Raw genomic sequence first — 17,430 nt, forward strand, 5'->3', positions numbered from 1 at the left:
TGATGTCGTTTTGATCACCAGGATGCCCCATGTTCCTCGCCACCCGCGCGCCTTCCCTGAAAACCGTGCTGCTTGCCACCGGCGTCGTGCTGACGCTGGCCATGGGCGTGCGCCACGGTTTCGGCTTCTGGATGCAGCCGATCTCGCAAGCCAACGGCTGGACCCGCGAAACCTATTCGCTGGCGATGGCGCTGCAAAACCTGTTGTGGGGCGTGTTCGGCCCGTTCGCCGGCATGGCGGCCGACCGCTTCGGCGCCATGCGCGTGGTGCTGGTGGGCGCGCTGGCCTACATGGCCGGCCTGGTGTGGATGGCGCTGGTCACCGATCCCACTTTATTCGTGATCGGCTCGGGCGTGTTCATCGGCCTGGGGCTGGCGTGCACCGCGTTCGGTGCGGTCAGCGGCATCATCGGCCGCACCGCGCCGGTCGATAAACGCTCGTGGGCGTTTGGCATCTCCGGTGCGGCCAGCTCGTTCGGCCAGTTCGTGCTGATGCCGGTCGAACAGCAGCTCATTTCCGCAGTAGGCTGGCAGCACGCATTCTTCGTGCTGGCGGCGGTGGTCGTGGCGCTGATGGTGCCGATGGCGTTCTTCCTGCGCGAGCCAGCCACAGTCCACGACGACGGTCCGCGCCAGAGCATCGGCGAGGCATTCGGCGAGGCCACGCGCAACCGCTCGTTCCTGCTGCTGGTGGCCGGCTATTTCGTGTGCGGCTTCCAGCTGGTGTTCATCGGCGTCCATCTGCCGGCGTACCTGAAGGACCAGGGCGTGATCGATCCGAGCGTGGCGGTGATGGCGCTGGCGCTGATCGGCCTGTTCAACATCGTCGGTTCCTACCACGCGGGCAAGCTCGGTGGGCGGCTGCCCAAGCGCTACCTGCTCTCCGGGATCTATTTTTTGCGGGCGCTCGTGATCACCGCGTTCGTGCTGCTGCCCTTGTCGCCGCTGACCGTGTACCTGTTTGCGGCCGCCATGGGCGTGCTGTGGCTGTCCACGGTGCCGCTCACCAACGGCATCATCGCCGGCATCTTCGGCGTCAAGCACATGTCGATGCTGGCGGGGATGGTGTTCTTCTCGCACCAGGTGGGCAGCTTCCTCGGCGTCTGGCTCGGCGGCTACCTCTATACGCTGCTGGGCAGCTACGACCTGGTGTGGGGGATTTCGATCGTGCTCGGCGTGGTGGCCGGCCTGGTCAACCTGCCGATCAACGAACGCCCGCTGGTGCGCGGCGGCTTGGCGGCGGCGTGACATGAACATCTGGCTGTGGCGCGGCGTGATTGCGGCGGTGCTGGCGCTGGTGTTCGTGGCGTATTTGCAGCCGGGGTTCGTGGTGGATCTGGCGAATCGAGTCTACATGTGCTTCTAGCACCCTGGATCTTCGATCCGTCATCCTCGCGCACGCGGGGATCCATGGAACGCTTGCTTCGCGCCACCGCTTTTATAGTCAACACGGCTCGACGGGGTTATGGATTCCCGCCTGCGCGGGAATGACGGAGCGGCGGCGAGCGATGCCAGTTAAACCTTGAGGAACTCTTCGCGCCCACCGAGCCAGCGCGACAAATGCGCCTCCACCGTCGCCGCCTTTTCCGGCGTACCGGCATGCAGCAGATCGTGCGCCACGTCGCGGGCCTGGTCCACCAGCCAGCCGTCCGTTTCCAGGTCGGCAAAGCGCAGCATGGCCTGGCCCGACTGGCGTGCGCCCAGAAATTCGCCCGGTCCCCGTATCTCCAGGTCGCGCCGGGCGATCTCGAAGCCGTCGGTGGTTTCGCGCATCGTCATCAGGCGCTGCTTGGCGATGCCGCCCAGCGGGCTCTGGTAGAGCAGCAGGCACACGCTGGCGGCCGAGCCCCGTCCCACGCGGCCGCGCAGCTGGTGCAGCTGCGACAGGCCGAACCGCTCGGCGTGTTCGATCACCATCAGCGACGCATTGGGCACGTCCACGCCTACCTCGATCACGGTGGTGGCCACCAGCACCTGCATCTCGTTGGCAGTGAACGCATCCATGATGGCCTGCTTTTCCGCCGGCTTCAAACGGCCGTGCACCAGTCCCACGTTGAGGTCGGGCAGGGCTTCGGCCAGCAGCGCGTGGGTGTCGGTGGCCGTTTGCAGTTGCAGCGCTTCCGATTCCTCGATCAGCGGACACACCCAGTACACCTGCCGGCCTTCGAGCGCTGCCGCGTGCACGCGCTCAATTACTTCGTCGCGGCGGTTCTGGTCGATGGTGCGGGTGACGATCGGTGTGCGTCCGGGCGGCAGCTCGTCGATGACCGATACTTCGAGGTCGGCGTAATACGTCATGGCCAGCGTGCGCGGGATCGGTGTGGCCGACATCATCAGCTGGTGCGGAATCGCGCCCTCGTTGCCCTTGTTGCGCAAGGTAAGGCGCTGGCCCACGCCGAAGCGGTGCTGTTCATCGACGATCACCAGGCCCAGGTTGGCAAACACCACGGCTTCCTGGATCAGCGCATGCGTGCCCACCACCAGGCGCGCCTCGCCCGATTCGATCATGTCGTAGGCGGCCTGCTTGTCCTTTTTCTTCAGGCTGCCGGTCAGCCACGCGACTTTGACGCCCAGCGGCTCCATCCACGCGGCGATCTTGCGGAAGTGCTGCTCTGCCAGGATTTCGGTGGGGGCCATCAACGCCGCCTGGAAGCCGCTGTCGATGGCCTGGGCGGCGGCCAGCGCCGACACCACGGTCTTGCCGCTGCCCACGTCCCCTTGCAGCAGGCGCTGCATCGGATACGGCTGGCGCAGGTCGGCGCGGATTTCGGCCAGCACGCGCTGCTGCGCACCGGTCAGCTGGAACGGCAGCGCGGCCTGGAACTGGGCCGATAACTGGCCGGCCACCTTCAACACCGCCGCGCCTTTCGAGCGGCGTGCGTGCTGCGCGCGTTTGAGGGACAGCTGCTGCGCCAGCAGCTCGTCGAATTTCACGCGCGTCCACGCCGGGTGCGAACGGTCGGCCAGCGCGTGTTCATCGACCTGCTGCGGCGGATAGTGCAGCAGTTTCACGGCCGGTTCGAAATCTGAGAGCTGCATCGCCGCGCGCAGGTCGGCGGGCAGGGTGTCGGTCCAGTCCACGCGCTTCATGGCGTCGCCGATGGCCCGGCGCAGGATATTCTGCGACAGCCCTTCGCCGGACGGGTACACGGGCGTGAGCGATGTAGGCAGCGGCGCGCCCTGGTTGACGATCTTGTAGGCCGGGTGGACCATCTCGGCGCCGAAGAAGCCGTGCTTGAGTTCTCCGCGCGCGCGCACCCGCGTGCCCTCGGCCAGCTGCTTGACCTGGCTGCCGTAAAAATTCATGAATCGCAGTTGCAGCTCGCCGGTGCCGTCCGCGATATGCACCAGCAGCTGGCGGCGCGGCTTGAATGTGATCTCGTTCTTGACCACCACGCCCTCGACCTGCGACGTGTCGCCGCCATGCAGGCGCGCCTCCTCGATGGTGATGACTTGCGTCTCGTCCTCGTAGCGCATGGGCAGGTGCAGCACCAGGTCCATGTCGGTATGCAGGCCGAGCTTGGCCAGCTTCACCTGCGGGCTGACGGTCTTCTTGACGGGTTTAGATGGGGCGACGGGCATATTGGAGCATTTTTCGAACACTAGCGTAAAATAGAGGGTTGGCCGTAACAAACCCGAAGCAGCAACGCCGGTATTGTAAGGCTAGCCATCCGTAGAAGCACACCCGATTCTTCAACCGTTTTCACAAGTTCGCCATGTATTCGCTTTCCGATTTCGATTTTAACTTGCCCCAGGAGCGCATCGCGCAATTTCCGCTGCCCGACCGCAGCGCTTCGCGCCTGCTGCACCTGGACGGCGCGCAGATCATCGACCGCCAGTTCGCCGACATCGTGGGCCTCTTGCAGGCCGGCGACCTGCTGGTGATGAACGACACGCGCGTGCTCAAGGCGCGCTTTTTCGGCACCAAGGAAAGCGGCGGCAAGGTCGAAGCGCTGGTCGAGCGCGTGCTCGACAACCGCACCGTGCTGGCGCAGGTACGCGCTTCGCGCTCGCCGTTGGCGGGCACCAAGATGCGCCTGGCCGACGCCTTCGATGTGACCGTGGGCGAGCGCGCCGGCGAATTTTTCACGCTGCATTTCGACGCCGACGTCTTCGACCTGATCGAAGCGCACGGCCGCCTGCCGCTGCCGCCGTACATCGAGCACGATGCCGATTCGTTCGACGAAACCCGTTACCAGACCGTGTTCAACAAGGTGCCGGGCGCGGTGGCTGCGCCCACGGCCGGCCTGCACTTCGACCAGGCGCTGCTCGATACCTTGAAGGCGAAAGGCGTGAACTTCGCCTTCGTCACGCTACACGTGGGCGCCGGCACCTTCCAGCCGGTGCGCAATGAAGTCCTGTCCGAACACCAGATGCACACCGAGTGGTACACCATGCCGCAAGAGACGGTGGACGCAGTGCGCGCCACGCGCGCAGCCGGCCGCGACGTGGTGGCAGTGGGGACGACCAGCCTGCGCGCGCTGGAATCGGCCTCGCAAAGCGGCCAGCTGGAAGCGGGCAGCGCCGACACCGCGCTGTTCATCACGCCCGGCTACCAGTTCAAGACCGTCACGCGCCTGATCACCAATTTTCACCTGCCCAAGTCCACCCTGCTGATGCTGGTGTCGGCCTTTGCAGGTTTTGAAGAGATCCGCACCGCCTACGCGCATGCGATCGCCAACGAATACCGCTTCTTCAGCTATGGCGACGCCATGTTGCTGACGACGCAAGCACGAGCATAATTAAGGAATACGCAATGTTGGAATTCAAGCTACACAAAACCGATACCACCGGTCTCACCCACGCCCGTCGCGGTGAAGTCAAACTCAACCACGGCGTGGTGCAGACCCCGATCTTCATGCCGGTCGGTACTTACGGCTCGGTGAAAGCCATGTCGCCGCTGGAGCTGAAGGAAATCAACGCCCAGATCATCCTCGGCAACACCTTCCACCTGTGGCTGCGTCCCGGCAACGACGTGATGGCCAAGTTTGGCGGCCTGCACGACTTCATGGGCTGGGACAAGCCGATCCTGACCGACTCGGGCGGCTTCCAGGTGTTTTCGCTCGGTGCCATGCGCAAGATCACGGAAGAGGGCGTGCACTTCAATTCGCCGATCAACGGCGACAAGCTGTTCCTCTCGCCCGAAGTGTCGATGCAGATCCAGCGCGTGCTGAACTCCGACATCGTCATGCAGTTCGACGAATGCACGCCGTATGAGATCGACAAGCGCCCGGCCACCATCGAGGAAGCGGCCAAGTCGATGCGCATGTCGCTGCGCTGGGCCCAGCGCTCGCACGACGAATTCCACCGGGGCGAAAACCCGAACGCGCTGTTCGGCATCGTCCAGGGCGGCATGTTCGAGAACCTGCGCGATGAATCGCTCGCTGGCCTCGAAGCCATCGACTTCCCGGGCCTGGCCATCGGCGGCCTGTCGGTGGGCGAGCCGAAGGAAGACATGATGCGCATCCTGCAGCACGTCGGCCCGAAACTGCCGGCCAACAAGCCGCACTACCTGATGGGCGTGGGTACGCCGGAAGACCTGGTGGCCGGCGTGTCGCACGGCGTCGACATGTTCGACTGCGTAATGCCTACCCGTAATGCCCGCAACGGCTGGATCTTCACCCGCTATGGCGACATCAAGATCAAGAACGCGCGTTACAAGGAAGACAAGGAGCCGTTCGACAGCACCTGCTCCTGCTATGCCTGCAAGAATTTCTCGCGCGCCTATCACCACCACCTGAACCGTACCCAGGAAATCCTCGGTGCGCGCCTCAATACCATCCACAACCTGCATTATTACCTCGACATCATGCAGCAAATGCGCGATGCCCTCGATGCCGACCGTTTCCCGGCGTGGGTGCAGCAATTCCACGCCGACCGCGCGCGCGGGGTATAAATTTTTAGCTGACAGGCTTGTAAGTCTTGTAAAAGAAATTAAGCCACCAACATGACCGGAAGTCCTAGCGCCTTCCGGCCAGTGCTAGAATACAGCGCTGTTTTTTCAAACTATTATCGGAGTCACTGTGTTTATATCCAACGCTTACGCCCAATCCAACCCTCTCGAGTCGCTCGGCGGCGCCGGCGGCTTCCTGGGCCAATACGGCTTCCTGATTCTGATGTTCGTGGCAATGTACTTCCTGATGATCCGTCCCCAGATGAAGCGCGCCAAGGAACAAAAGACCATGATGGAAGCGCTGGCCAAGGGCGATGAAGTCGTGACCGCTGGTGGCGTTCTGGGCCGTATCTCGAAGATTTCGGACCTGTACCTGACCATCGAAATCTCGAACGGCGTGGAAATGACCGTGCAAAAAAGCTCGGTGACCATGGTCCTGCCGAAAGGCACGCTCAAGGCGCTGTAACCGGCCCCGGCCCCGGCCCGCTTTGTCGCACGACAGGCGGGCCGTATTGCATCCGACGCCTAACCCTGAACGTTGAACAATATGAATCGCTATCCCGTCTGGAAATACATACTCATTGCCGTCACCATCCTGCTGGGTGCGCTTTACTCCGCGCCCAACTACTTCGGCGAATCGCCGGCAGTGCAGGTGACGAGCGGTAAATCGACGCTCAAGCTGACGTCCGACATGGTCGCCAAGGTCGATGACGTGCTGACCCGCGAAAAAATCCCGCACAGCGAACTCTCCTTCGATGGCACCGGCACCTACGCTTCCGTGCGCGTGCGCTTCCCCGATCCCGACACCCAGTTCCGCGCCAAGGCCGTGCTGGAAAAAGGCCTGAACGCCGATCCCGAAGATCCGTCGTACCTGGTGGCGCTGAACCTGCAACCGGACACCCCTAAATGGATGCAAACCCTGCACGCGGCGCCGATGTACCTCGGCCTCGACCTGCGCGGCGGCGTCCACTTCCTGATGCAAGTCGATACCAAGGCCGTGCTGGCCAAGCGTTTGCAGGGGATGCAGGCTTCCGCCCGCAGCCAGTTGCGCGACAAGAATGTGCGCCACGCCGGTATCGAGCGCTCGGGCGACACCATCGTCATCAACTTCCGCGATAATGAAACCCGCCAGAAGGCCAAGGCCGTGCTGGGCGAGCAGATGCCGGACGTGACGTTTGCCGACGCCGGCAGCGACACCGACCTGAAAACCGTGATCAGCCTGAAAGCTGCCGCACTCAAGCAGACCACTGACGAGGCCGTCAAGCAGAACATCTCGACCCTGTCCAAGCGCGTCAATGAGCTGGGCGTGGCCGAACCGATCATCCAGCAGCAAGGTCCCGACCGCATCATCGTGCAACTGCCAGGCGTGCAGGACGTGGCGCGCGCGCGTTCCGTCATCGGCCGCACCGCCACCCTGGAAATCCGCATGGTCGACGAATCGATCACCCCGGGTACCGAGCTGACGTCGGCGGTTCCGCTGAACTCGGAACTGTTTACCGTCGGTAAAGGCGTACCGGTCGTGCTGACCAAGGACGTGGTGCTGACCGGTGACTACATCTCCAGTGCTACCGCCAGCTTCGACCAGAACCAGCAACCGGCCGTCGGCATCGACCTGAACGGCGATGGCGGCCGCCGCATGCGCGATGCCACCAGCACCCGCGTGGGCAAGAAAATGGCCATCGTGCTGTTCGAAAAGGGCAAGCCGGAAGTGTTGTCGGTCGCCACCATCCAGAGTGAACTGGGCAGCCGCTTCCAGATCACCGGCATGGGCAATGCCGAAAATTCGGCCGAACTGGCGCTGCTGCTGCGCTCGGGTGCGCTGGCCGCACCGATGGAAGTGATCGAAGAACGCACGATCGGACCGCAACTGGGCGCCGAGAACGTCACCAAGGGCATGCACTCGACCATGTACGGCTTCGCCGCCGTGGCCATCTTCATGATTGCCTACTACATGATGTTCGGCCTGTTCAGCGTGTTTGCGCTGGCGTGCAACCTGCTGTTGCTGGTGGCCTTGCTGTCGCTGATGGGCATTACCTTGACCCTGCCGGGTATGGCTGCTATCGCGCTGGCGCTCGGCATGGCGATCGACTCGAACGTGCTGATCAATGAACGGGTGCGCGAGGAATTGCGGGCCGGGGCATCGCCGCAGTCCGCAATCACGGCCGGTTTCGACCGCGCCTGGGCCACGATCATCGACTCCAACGTCACCACCCTGATCGTGGGCCTGGCGCTGCTGGTATTCGGTTCCGGCCCGATCCGCGGCTTTGCCGTGGTGCACACGCTGGGCATCCTGACGTCGATGTTCTCCGCGGTGTTCATCATGCGCGGTGTGGTCAACCTGTGGTACGGCCGCAAGAAGAAGCTGCAATCGATCGCCATCGGCACCATCTGGCGTCCGGACACCAAATAATTCGAGGCATAGCAAATGGAATTTTTCCGCATCAAGAAAGACATACCGTTCATGCGGCATGCCCTGGTGTTCAACGTCATCTCGGCGTTGACCTTCGTGGCAGCCGTGTTCTTCCTGTTCCATCGCGGCTTGCACCTGTCGGTGGAATTCACCGGCGGCACCGTGATGGAGCTGAAGTACCAGCAGCCGGCCAACCTCGAGGGGATACGCGAGTCGCTGCGCGGCATCGGCTACGAGCACCCGGAAGCGGCCGGCTTCGGCACTGCGCACGACGTGCTGCTGCGCCTGCCTGTGGTGAAGAACATCAGCGCCAAGGATGCTTCGCAACTGGTCTACGAGACCCTGTGCAAGGCTGAAAAAGGCGCGCTGACCCAGATCGACAACGTCAATGCCAAGGGCGAACACGTGGTCAAGCAGGCCTGCATGAGCGCCTCCGGCGCCGAGGCGGTCGAACTGCGCAAGGTGGAGTTCGTCGGCCCGCAGGTGGGCGAAGAACTGACCCAGAACGGCCTGAACGCGCTGGTGATGGTGGTGGTGGGCGTGATGATTTACCTGGCCATCCGCTTCGAGTGGAAATACGCCGTATCCGCAATCATCGCCAACCTGCACGACGTGGTCATCATTCTCGGCTTCTTCGCCTTCTTCCAGTGGGAGTTTTCGCTGACGGTGCTGGCCGGTATCCTGGCCGTGCTCGGTTACTCAGTCAACGAATCGGTCGTGATTTTCGACCGGATCCGCGAAAACTTCCGCAAGTCGCGCAAGGCCACCGTGCATGAAGTGATCGACAACGCGATCACGTCCACCATCTCGCGCACCATCATCACCCACGGCAGCACCCAGATGATGGTCCTGGCGATGCTGTTCTTCGGCGGCCCGACCTTGCACTACTTTGCCATGGCGCTGACCATCGGCATCTGCTTCGGTATTTATTCGTCGGTGTTCGTGGCGGCAGCAATTGCCATGTGGCTTGGCGTCAAGCGTGAAGACCTGATCAAGCCGGTCAAGGAAAAAGACGAGACCGACGGCGCGGTGGTGTAAGCGCTTAGCTGGATCTCCTGAAAAGCCGCGTTCTTCGGAGCGCGGCTTTTTTTTTGCCTATACCTGTCGTCAGTAGCAACGCGTAGTAAAAACCATATCGTGCGCAGGCCGGGCAAATGTAAGCGTAGGATGCCAATTCGCTATTTAGTTTATTTGTGTAATTTTGGTACTACAAGTCGAATAAAAGGGTTCTCATGAAAACCATCGGTATCTCCCCGCACCGCCGCAGCTTCCTGCGCAAGGCGGTCACCGCTGCGCCGGCCGTGGCGCTGGTCGCGGCGGCCGGCGTTGGCGTGGCGGCAAGCAGCAACACCCAGCCCGCCTACCGCCCCGCCTATTTCACCGCAGCCGAGTGGGCCACGCTGCAAGCGCTGGTCGATCGCCTGATCCCGGCCAACAGCGACGGCCCCGGCGCGCTCGAAGCGGGCGTGCACGAATTCATCGACCTGCAGATGAACACGCCGTATGCATACGGCAAGCTGTGGTTCATGCAGGCGCCGTTCGTGCCCGAGTCGCCGCCCGAGTTCGGCTACCAGTTCCACATGGCGCCGCGCGACCTGTACCGCAGCGCCCTCGCAGGCCTCGAGCACGCGGTCCAGGCCAAGCTGGGCAAGGCCTTCACCGCGCTCGACGCGGCGCAGAAAGACGCCGTGATCGGCGAACTGGAACAGGGTACGCTGGCCATCGGCGCCGTGCCGCCGAAGACCTTCTTCGGCCAGCTGCTGCAAAACACGCGCGAGGGCTATTTCAGCGACCCTGTCCACGGCGGCAACAAGGACATGGCGGCCTGGAAAATGATCAACTTCCCCGGCGCCCGCGCCGACTACATGGACTGGGTCGAGCAATACGGCAAGCACTATCCGCTGCCACCCGCCTCGATCGCTTAAGGAATCACCATGGCAGATATCACACTCAAAAAAGTCGAGGTCGTCATTGTCGGCTTCGGCTGGACCGGCGCCATCATGGCCAAGGAACTGACGGAAGCGGGCATGGAAGTGCTGGCGCTCGAACGCGGCGCGTTCCAGGACACGTACCCGGACGGCGCGTACCCGAAAACACTGGACGAACTGACCTACATCCAGCGCTCCAAGCTGTTCCAGGATTTGTCGAAAGGCTCGTTTACGTTCCGCCACGACATCGGAGGCACCGCCGTGCCATACCGCCAGATCGGTGCCTTCAAGCCGGGCACCGGCGTCGGTGGCGCCGGTTTGCACTGGTCGGGCCAGCACTGGCGCGTGCTGCCGGAAGAATTGAAGCTGCGTACGCATTACAACGAGCGCTACGGCAAAAAATTCATTCCCGAAGGCATGACCACCCAGGACTTCGGCGTGACGTTCGAGGAGCTCGAACCGCACTTCGATTTCGTCGAAAAAGTCTTCGGCACGTCGGGCGTGGCCTACCGTGTCGATGGCAAGGTGGTGGGAGAAGGCAACTTCTTCGAGCCGAGCCGCTCCGACCACTACGCGCTGCCCCCGCAAAAAGTACCCTATACCGCGCACCTGTTCCACAAGGCCGCTGCCGAGGTGGGCCTGCACCCGTTCGTGGCGCCGTCGTCGAATGCGTCGCAGCCGTATGTGAACCCGTATGGCTGCCAGATGGGACCGTGCAACTTCTGCGGCTTCTGTTCCGGCTTTGCCTGCTACAACTATTCCAAGGCGTCGCCGCAAGTAAACATCATGCCGGCGCTGCGCAAGGCCGCCAATTTCGAACTGCGCCCGCACTGCAATGTGCTGCGCATCAACCTCGACAGCAGCAAGAAAAAGGCCACCGGCGTCACGTACGTGAACAAGGATGGCAAGACCGTCGAGCAGCCGGCCGACCTGGTGATTGCCAGCACCTTTGCCTACAACAATGCCCACCTGTTCCTGGTGTCGGGTGTCGGTCAACCGTACGACCCGGTGAAAAATGAAGGCGTAGTGGGGCGCAATATCGCCTATCAAACCATGTCCACCGTGCAGATGTTTTTCGATCCGAACAAAAACACCAATCCGTTTATCGGCTCCGGCGGCAACGGCGTGGCGGTCGATGATTACAACGGCGACCATTTCGACCACGGTCCGCTCGGCTTCGTCGGCGGCTCGCCCGCCTGGTGCAACCCGGCCGGCGTCAAACCGATCGCCGGCATCCCGGTGCCGGATGGCACGCCGGCCTGGGGAGCGGGCTGGAAGCGCGCGGTCAAGGACAACTACACCAACACCGTGTCGTTCGACGTACACGGCGCCAACATGGTGTACCGCGACTGCTATGTCGATCTCGACCCGACTTACACCGACCAGTTCGGCCAGAAGCTGCTGCGCTTCACGTTCGACTGGCACGACAACGACATCAAGATGAGCCGCTACGTCACCGACAAGATGCTCGCTGTGGCCAAGGCCATGAATCCGAAATCGATCCACGTCTCGGTGAAAAACTTCGGCGACCACCTCGACCTGCGCAACTACCAGACCACGCACTGGGCCGGCGGCACGGCGATGGGCACCGATCCCAAGATCAGCGTGCTCAATCGCTACCTGCAAAGCTGGGACGTCTACAACGTGTTCGCGGTCGGCTCGAGCGTGTTCCCGATCGGGATCGGCTACAACCCGACCGGCCTGGCTGCCGCCCTGACGTACTGGTCGGCCAAGGCGATCCGTGAGCAGTACCTCAAAGATCCCCGTCCCCTTGTTGCTGTATGAGACCTTTCATGACCCATTACCTCACCAAATCACTGGCCCTGCTGGGCCTGGCGCTGGCGATGTCGGCTAGTTGGGCCGTCCCCGACGCCAAGCTGATCAAGCAGGGCGAATACCTGGCCCGTGCCGGCGACTGCTTCGCCTGCCACAGCGTGACCGGCGGCAAGCCGTTTGCCGGCGGCCTCGGCATGGAAACGCCGATCGGCAAGATCTATTCGTCCAACATCACGCCCGACAAAAAGGCCGGTATCGGCACCTGGAGTTTCGCGGACTTCGACAAGCTCATGCGCACCGGCGTGACCAAGGCCGGCTACACCGTCTATCCGGCCATGCCATACCCGTCGTACTCGCGCCTGAGCCAGGCCGACATGCAGGCGCTGTACGCGTACTTCATGCACGGCGTCAAAGCCGACCCGACCCCGAGCCGCGATTCCGACATCGTGTGGCCGCTGTCGATGCGCTTTCCGTTGACGATCTGGCGCTGGGTGTTCGCACCGAAACCGGAACCGTACCAGCCGCCAGCGACCAACACGGCCAACGCGCAGATCCTGCGCGGCGCCTACCTGGTCGAAGGCCTGGGCCACTGCGGCGCCTGCCATACGGCACGCGCGGTGACGATGCAGGAAAAAGCCTATACCAGCAACGGCAATACCGACTTCCTGGCCGGCGGCCAGGTGATCGATGGCTGGAACGTGCCGTCGCTGCGCAACGAGCACGGCGGTGGCCTGGCGCGCTGGAGCACGGCTGATATCGTCGATTTCCTCAAGACCGGACGCAACGGTCACACGGCATCGTTCGGCGCCATGAACGACGTGGTCGCGCACTCGACCCAGTATTTGAGCAACGACGATCTCACCAGCATGGCCGTGTATCTGAAATCGCTGCCGGCCAACAACCAGGCCAAGCCGTTCGTGGCCGACGCCAAGGTGGCCACGCAACTGTTCAACGGCCAGCCTGCCACGGCCGGCGCGCTGCTCTACCTGAACAAGTGCGCCGGCTGCCACCGCTCGGATGGCAAGGGCTACGGCACGGCGTTCCCTGCGCTGGCCGGCAACGCGGTATTGCAGGGCAAGGATGCGACGTCGGCGATCAACATCATCCTGTCGGGCGGCGCAGTGCCATCGACCCACACGGCGCCGTCGGCACTGACCATGGCGCCGTATGCCAAGGAGCTCAACGACCAGCAAGTGGCCGACGTGGTCAATTTCATCCAGACCAGCTGGGGCAACCAGGGCGGTACGGTGGTGGCCAAGGACGTGGCCAAGGTGCGCAAGATCGCCATTCCCGTCAAGCCGTTGACGGCAGCGGCGTTTGCGGCGGGACGCGAGGGCACGGTGCCGCAGCCGGTATCGCGGCCGAGCAGCGTTGACAAGCTGGACAACAAGTAAGGGGCAAATAAGCGGCAAGTAAATGTCCGCATAGAGGCAACGCTGCGTCACCGTTAGCGCGCAGCTTGCGCCGCGCTGGTGCGTTTTCCGCGAGGACTACGTCCGGCGCGACATGTCTGCCCCGGCACTGTCTGGCACGCCGCTTGCATCGCTTTCTGCTCTCTCACGGAGGCCACGATGACAAGTAAGCACACGGGCAGCGCGCCAGGGCTCAAGCAAACGCTCAGTACCTTCCAGCTCTGGGGCATCGCGGTCGGCCTGGTGATTTCCGGCGAGTATTTCGGCTGGAGTTATGGCTGGGCCTCGGCCGGCACGCTGGGCTTTACCGTGACCGCGTTGTTCATTGCGGCCATGTACACCACTTTCATTTTCAGCTTTACCGAGCTGACTACGTCGATCCCGCACGCGGGCGGCCCGTTCGCTTACAGCAAGCGCGCCTTCGGCCCCACCGGCGGCTACCTGGCAGGCGCCGCCACCCTGATCGAGTTCGTATTCGCGCCACCGGCCATCGCGCTGGCGATCGGCGCCTATCTCAATGTGCAATTCCCCCAGATCAATCCCAAGCTGGCAGCGGTCGGCGCCTACGTAGTGTTCATGTCGCTCAACATTGTCGGCGTACAGGTGGCTGCCACCTTCGAGCTGCTGATGGCCTTGCTGGCGGTGTTCGAGTTGCTGGTGTTCATGGGCGTGATGGCGCCGGGCTTTTCCATCACCAACTTCACCAAAGGTGGATGGTCGGGCCAGGACGTGTTCACCACCGCCGCGATACCGGGCATGTTTGCCGCGATTCCGTTCGCGATCTGGTTTTTCCTCGCCATCGAAGGCGTGGCCATGGCTGCCGAAGAAGCGAAAGACCCCAGGCGCTCGATTCCGATTGCCTACATCACCGGCATCATCACGCTGGTGCTGCTGGCGATCGGCGTGATGGCGTTTGCCGGCGGCGCCGGCGACTGGACCAAGTTGTCCAACATTAACGACCCGCTACCGCAAGCCATGAAAATGATCGTCGGTGAAAACAGCGGCTGGCTGCACATGTTGGTGTGGCTCGGGCTGTTCGGCCTGATCGCTTCGTTCCACGGCATCATCCTCGGCTATTCGCGCCAGATTTATGCACTGGCCCGAGAAGCGTATCTGCCGCCGGCGCTGGCCAAGATCCACCCGCGCTTCAAGACCCCGCACCGCGCTATCCTGGCCGGCGGCGCGGTCGGTATCGCGGCCATCTTCAGCGACGAGTTGATCAGGATCGGCGGCCAGACCCTGACCGCGAACATCGTCACCATGTCGGTGTTCGGCGCCATCACCATGTACATCCTCAGCATGCTGAGCCTGTTCAAATTGCGCCGCGACGAACCGGCCATGGTGCGGCCTTTCCGGGCGCCGTTCTATCCGGTGTTCCCGGCGATTGCGCTCACCGGCGCCGTGGTCTGCCTGGTGACGATGATTTACTACAACCCGCTGATCTTTGGCCTGTTCGTCGCCTTCCTGGCGGTGGGCTATGGCTTTTTCCTCGCTACCGCCGCCAGCCGGGTAAGTCACGCTCATCACGCGCGCTTCGACCTGCCGTGATCTGGAGTACCATCGGCACCACGACGACTTTCGGGAGACGGGCGCAATGAGCAGCTTTTCGCACACCGTGGGCAACCGGACGTACCAGTTCCGCGACCTGAAAGATTTAATGGCCAAGGCTACGCCGATGCGCTCCGGCGACGCGCTGGCGGGGCTGGCCGCCGCCAGTGCCGAAGAGCGGGTGGCGGCGCAAATGGCGCTGGCCGACCTGCCGCTGCGGCTGTTCCTGAACGAGCTGGTGGTGCCGTACGAGGACGACGAGGTCACGCGCCTGATCATCGACGACCACGATGCCGCCGCGTTCGCCCCCATCGCCCATCTCACCGTGGGCGACCTGCGCAACTGGCTGCTCGGCGACGCCGCCGACAGTGCCACCCTGGCCGCCGTCGCTCCGGGCATTACGCCCGAGATGGCGGCAGCGGTGTCCAAGATCATGCGCATCCAGGACCTGGTGCTGGTGGCCCGCAAGTGCCGCGTGGTCACGCGCTTTCGCAATACCATCGGGCTCGAAGGCCGCATGGCCACCCGGCTGCAACCGAACCACCCGACCGACGACGCCACCGGCATCGCCGCCAGCCTGCTCGACGGCCTGCTGTACGGCAGCGGCGACGCCGTGATCGGCATCAACCCCGCCACCGACAACGTCCCGCAAGTCATAAAAATCGTCACCATGCTCGATGAAATTATCGATCGCTACGCCATCCCCACCCAGTCGTGCGTGCTCACCCACGTTACCAATACGATTGCCGCCATCGAGCGCGGCGCGCCGATCGACCTGGTGTTCCAGTCGATTGCCGGCACCGAGGCCGCCAACACCAGCTTCGGCCTCAACCTGGCGCTGCTGGGCGAGGCGCGCGAGGCCGCGCTGTCGCTGGGGCGCGGCACCGTGGGCGACAACGTCATGTATTTCGAAACGGGGCAGGGCAGTGCGCTGTCGGCCAATGCCCACCACGGCGTCGATCAGCAAACGTGCGAAGCGCGCGCGTATGCGGTGGCGCGCAAGTTCAAGCCGCTGCTGGTCAATTCGGTGGTGGGCTTCATCGGCCCCGAGTACCTGTACGACGGCAAGCAGATCGTGCGCGCCGGGCTGGAAGACCATTTTTGTGCCAAGTTGCTGGGCCTGCCGATGGGCTGCGACGTCTGCTACACCAACCATGCCGAGGCCGACCAGGACGACATGGACATCCTGCTCACCATGCTGGGCGCGGCTGGCTGCACGTTTGTGATGGGCATTCCGGGCTCGGACGACATCATGCTCAACTACCAGACCACGTCGTTCCACGACGCGCTGTACGCGCGCCGCGCGCTGGGCCTTAAACCCGCACCGGAGTTTGAAATATGGCTGAAGCAGATGGAAATTTTTACCGGCGACGAGCGCGCCACGCTGGGCCGCACCATGCCGCCCTCGTTCCAGCGCGCGCTGGCGCAACTGACGTGAGGGCGCCATGAGCGAACTCGAATGCCGGCAGACTGACGCCAACGCCAACTCCAACGCCAACGCCAACGCCAACGCCGACACCGAAACCGCCGCAGCCAACGCGAACGTTGAAGACGCGCTGGTAGTGGCCAATCCATGGGCCGCGCTGCGCCGTTTCACCGCCGCGCGCATCGCGCTGGGACGTGTCGGCGTGAGCCAGCCGACCGCGCCGCAACTGGCGTTCCAGCTGGCCCATGCGCGCGCGCGTGACGCCGTGCACCAGGCGCTCGACGTGGCGCCGCTGCTCGAAGGCTTGCAGGAACTGAGCGGTCAACCCGCGCTGGCGCTGCACAGCGGCGCCGCCAGCCGCGACATCTACCTGCAACGGCCCGACCTGGGGCGCCGGCTCGATGATGCCTCGCGCCAGTTGTTGCAACAATACGCGCAGCCGCAGCCGCAGCCGCAGCCGTCAGCGGCACCGTCACAACCGCAAACGCAGCCACGGTCGCCAGCGGCACAGTCGCAACCACAACCGTCAGCGGCACAGCCGCCACCGCTACCCGCAGCCGCCGGCTACGACCTGGCGTTCGTGATCGCCGACGGCCTGTCGGCGCTGGCCATCGAGCAAAACGTGCTGCCATTCCTGCGCTGCCTGGCGGCGCGCCTCGCCCTCGAGGAATGGACGATTGCCCCGCCGGCCGTCGTGCTGCAGGGGCGCGTCGCCGTGGGCGACGAGGTGGGCGAATTGCTCGGTGCGCGCGCGGTGCTGGTGCTGGTGGGCGAACGTCCTGGCCTGAGCTCGCCGGACAGCATGGGCTTGTACCTGACCTGGGCGCCGCGCGTGGGCCTCACCGACGCCAGCCGCAACTGCATCTCGAATGTGCGGCCGGCGGGGTTGACCTGGGAGGCGGCAGCGTTCAAGCTGCACTACTTGCTGTCCGAAGCGCGCCGCCGCCAGTTATCGGGTGTGGCGCTCAAGGATGAAACCTCGGACGACGATCCGGCGCTGGCGTCTTCGCGGCGTAATTTCCTGCTCGACTAACATCC

At 63.5% G+C, this 17,430-nt stretch carries 13 protein-coding genes; 12 read left to right on the forward strand and 1 reads right to left on the reverse strand.

Translation table 11 applies throughout. The features are described from left to right. The first annotated feature begins 29 nt into the window (after positions 1 to 29). On the forward strand, positions 30 to 1,247 hold the full coding sequence (locus SR858_RS00195) for an MFS transporter (protein WP_019923578.1): 1,218 nt from the start codon (positions 30 to 32) through the stop codon (positions 1,245 to 1,247). Between the two features lie 267 nt (positions 1,248 to 1,514). Here SR858_RS00195 and recG read toward each other — a convergent pair whose 3' ends face one another. Next, positions 1,515 to 3,581 carry an ATP-dependent DNA helicase RecG gene (gene recG / locus SR858_RS00200; protein ID WP_019923580.1) on the reverse strand — a complete coding sequence of 689 codons (2,067 nt, stop codon included), beginning with the start codon at positions 3,579 to 3,581 and terminating at the stop codon, positions 1,515 to 1,517. A gap of 134 nt (positions 3,582 to 3,715) precedes the next feature. Between recG and queA the strand changes: the two genes are divergently transcribed. The 11 genes from queA (at position 3,716) to SR858_RS00255 (ending at position 17,425) form a co-directional block, all read left to right on the forward strand. Further along, entirely contained in the window at positions 3,716 to 4,741 is a 1,026-nt protein-coding gene (queA, locus tag SR858_RS00205) for a tRNA preQ1(34) S-adenosylmethionine ribosyltransferase-isomerase QueA (RefSeq protein WP_019923581.1), read from the forward strand. Positions 4,742 to 4,755: 14 nt separating this feature from the next. After that, positions 4,756 to 5,895: a tRNA guanosine(34) transglycosylase Tgt gene (tgt, locus tag SR858_RS00210; RefSeq protein WP_019923582.1), complete on the forward strand. Its 1,140-nt coding sequence runs from the start codon at positions 4,756 to 4,758 to the stop codon at positions 5,893 to 5,895. 127 nt (positions 5,896 to 6,022) lie between these two features. Beyond that, positions 6,023 to 6,358 (forward strand): preprotein translocase subunit YajC, encoded by a 336-nt coding sequence (yajC, locus tag SR858_RS00215; protein WP_019923583.1) that lies wholly within the window; start codon positions 6,023 to 6,025, stop codon positions 6,356 to 6,358. 81 nt (positions 6,359 to 6,439) lie between these two features. Further along, entirely contained in the window at positions 6,440 to 8,302 is a 1,863-nt protein-coding gene (gene secD, locus SR858_RS00220) for a protein translocase subunit SecD (RefSeq protein WP_019923584.1), read from the forward strand. 15 nt (positions 8,303 to 8,317) lie between these two features. Then, complete coding sequence (gene secF, locus SR858_RS00225; protein ID WP_019923585.1) at positions 8,318 to 9,340, forward strand: protein translocase subunit SecF; 1,023 nt, start codon at positions 8,318 to 8,320, stop codon at positions 9,338 to 9,340. Positions 9,341 to 9,534: 194 nt separating this feature from the next. Next, positions 9,535 to 10,227 carry a gluconate 2-dehydrogenase subunit 3 family protein gene (locus tag SR858_RS00230; RefSeq protein ID WP_019923586.1) on the forward strand — a complete coding sequence of 231 codons (693 nt, stop codon included), beginning with the start codon at positions 9,535 to 9,537 and terminating at the stop codon, positions 10,225 to 10,227. A 9-nt stretch (positions 10,228 to 10,236) separates the two neighbouring features. After that, complete coding sequence (locus SR858_RS00235) at positions 10,237 to 12,015, forward strand: GMC family oxidoreductase (protein ID WP_019923587.1); 1,779 nt, start codon at positions 10,237 to 10,239, stop codon at positions 12,013 to 12,015. An 8-nt stretch (positions 12,016 to 12,023) separates the two neighbouring features. Continuing rightward, entirely contained in the window at positions 12,024 to 13,400 is a 1,377-nt protein-coding gene (locus SR858_RS00240) for a cytochrome c (RefSeq protein ID WP_019923588.1), read from the forward strand. Positions 13,401 to 13,577: 177 nt separating this feature from the next. Beyond that, the gene (gene eat / locus SR858_RS00245; RefSeq protein WP_019923589.1) at positions 13,578 to 14,966 is read left to right on the forward strand and encodes an ethanolamine permease; all 1,389 of its coding nucleotides are present in this window, start codon (positions 13,578 to 13,580) and stop codon (positions 14,964 to 14,966) included. A gap of 46 nt (positions 14,967 to 15,012) precedes the next feature. Then, entirely contained in the window at positions 15,013 to 16,404 is a 1,392-nt protein-coding gene (locus SR858_RS00250; protein ID WP_019923590.1) for an ethanolamine ammonia-lyase subunit EutB, read from the forward strand. A 7-nt stretch (positions 16,405 to 16,411) separates the two neighbouring features. Then, entirely contained in the window at positions 16,412 to 17,425 is a 1,014-nt protein-coding gene (locus SR858_RS00255) for an ethanolamine ammonia-lyase subunit EutC (protein ID WP_019923591.1), read from the forward strand. Positions 17,426 to 17,430 lie beyond the last annotated feature (5 nt).

The organism is Duganella zoogloeoides (genome assembly GCF_034479515.1).
In the GTDB taxonomy this organism is placed as follows: domain Bacteria; phylum Pseudomonadota; class Gammaproteobacteria; order Burkholderiales; family Burkholderiaceae_D; genus Rugamonas; species Rugamonas zoogloeoides.

Excerpts from the sequence above, each read along its gene's own strand:
- SR858_RS00230 (WP_019923586.1), top strand. The coding sequence starts at position 9,535 with ATGAAAACCATCGGTATCTCCCCGCACCGCCGCAGCTTCCTGCGCAAG.
- secD (WP_019923584.1), top strand. The coding sequence starts at position 6,440 with ATGAATCGCTATCCCGTCTGGAAATACATACTCATTGCCGTCACCATC.
- secF (WP_019923585.1), top strand. The coding sequence starts at position 8,318 with ATGGAATTTTTCCGCATCAAGAAAGACATACCGTTCATGCGGCATGCC.
- SR858_RS00235 (WP_019923587.1), top strand. The coding sequence starts at position 10,237 with ATGGCAGATATCACACTCAAAAAAGTCGAGGTCGTCATTGTCGGCTTC.
- eat (WP_019923589.1), top strand. The coding sequence starts at position 13,578 with ATGACAAGTAAGCACACGGGCAGCGCGCCAGGGCTCAAGCAAACGCTC.
- tgt (WP_019923582.1), top strand. The coding sequence starts at position 4,756 with ATGTTGGAATTCAAGCTACACAAAACCGATACCACCGGTCTCACCCAC.
- SR858_RS00240 (WP_019923588.1), top strand. The coding sequence starts at position 12,024 with ATGACCCATTACCTCACCAAATCACTGGCCCTGCTGGGCCTGGCGCTG.
- SR858_RS00255 (WP_019923591.1), top strand. The coding sequence starts at position 16,412 with ATGAGCGAACTCGAATGCCGGCAGACTGACGCCAACGCCAACTCCAAC.
- SR858_RS00195 (WP_019923578.1), top strand. The coding sequence starts at position 30 with ATGTTCCTCGCCACCCGCGCGCCTTCCCTGAAAACCGTGCTGCTTGCC.
- queA (WP_019923581.1), top strand. The coding sequence starts at position 3,716 with ATGTATTCGCTTTCCGATTTCGATTTTAACTTGCCCCAGGAGCGCATC.
- SR858_RS00250 (WP_019923590.1), top strand. The coding sequence starts at position 15,013 with ATGAGCAGCTTTTCGCACACCGTGGGCAACCGGACGTACCAGTTCCGC.
- recG (WP_019923580.1), bottom strand. The coding sequence starts at position 3,581 with ATGCCCGTCGCCCCATCTAAACCCGTCAAGAAGACCGTCAGCCCGCAG.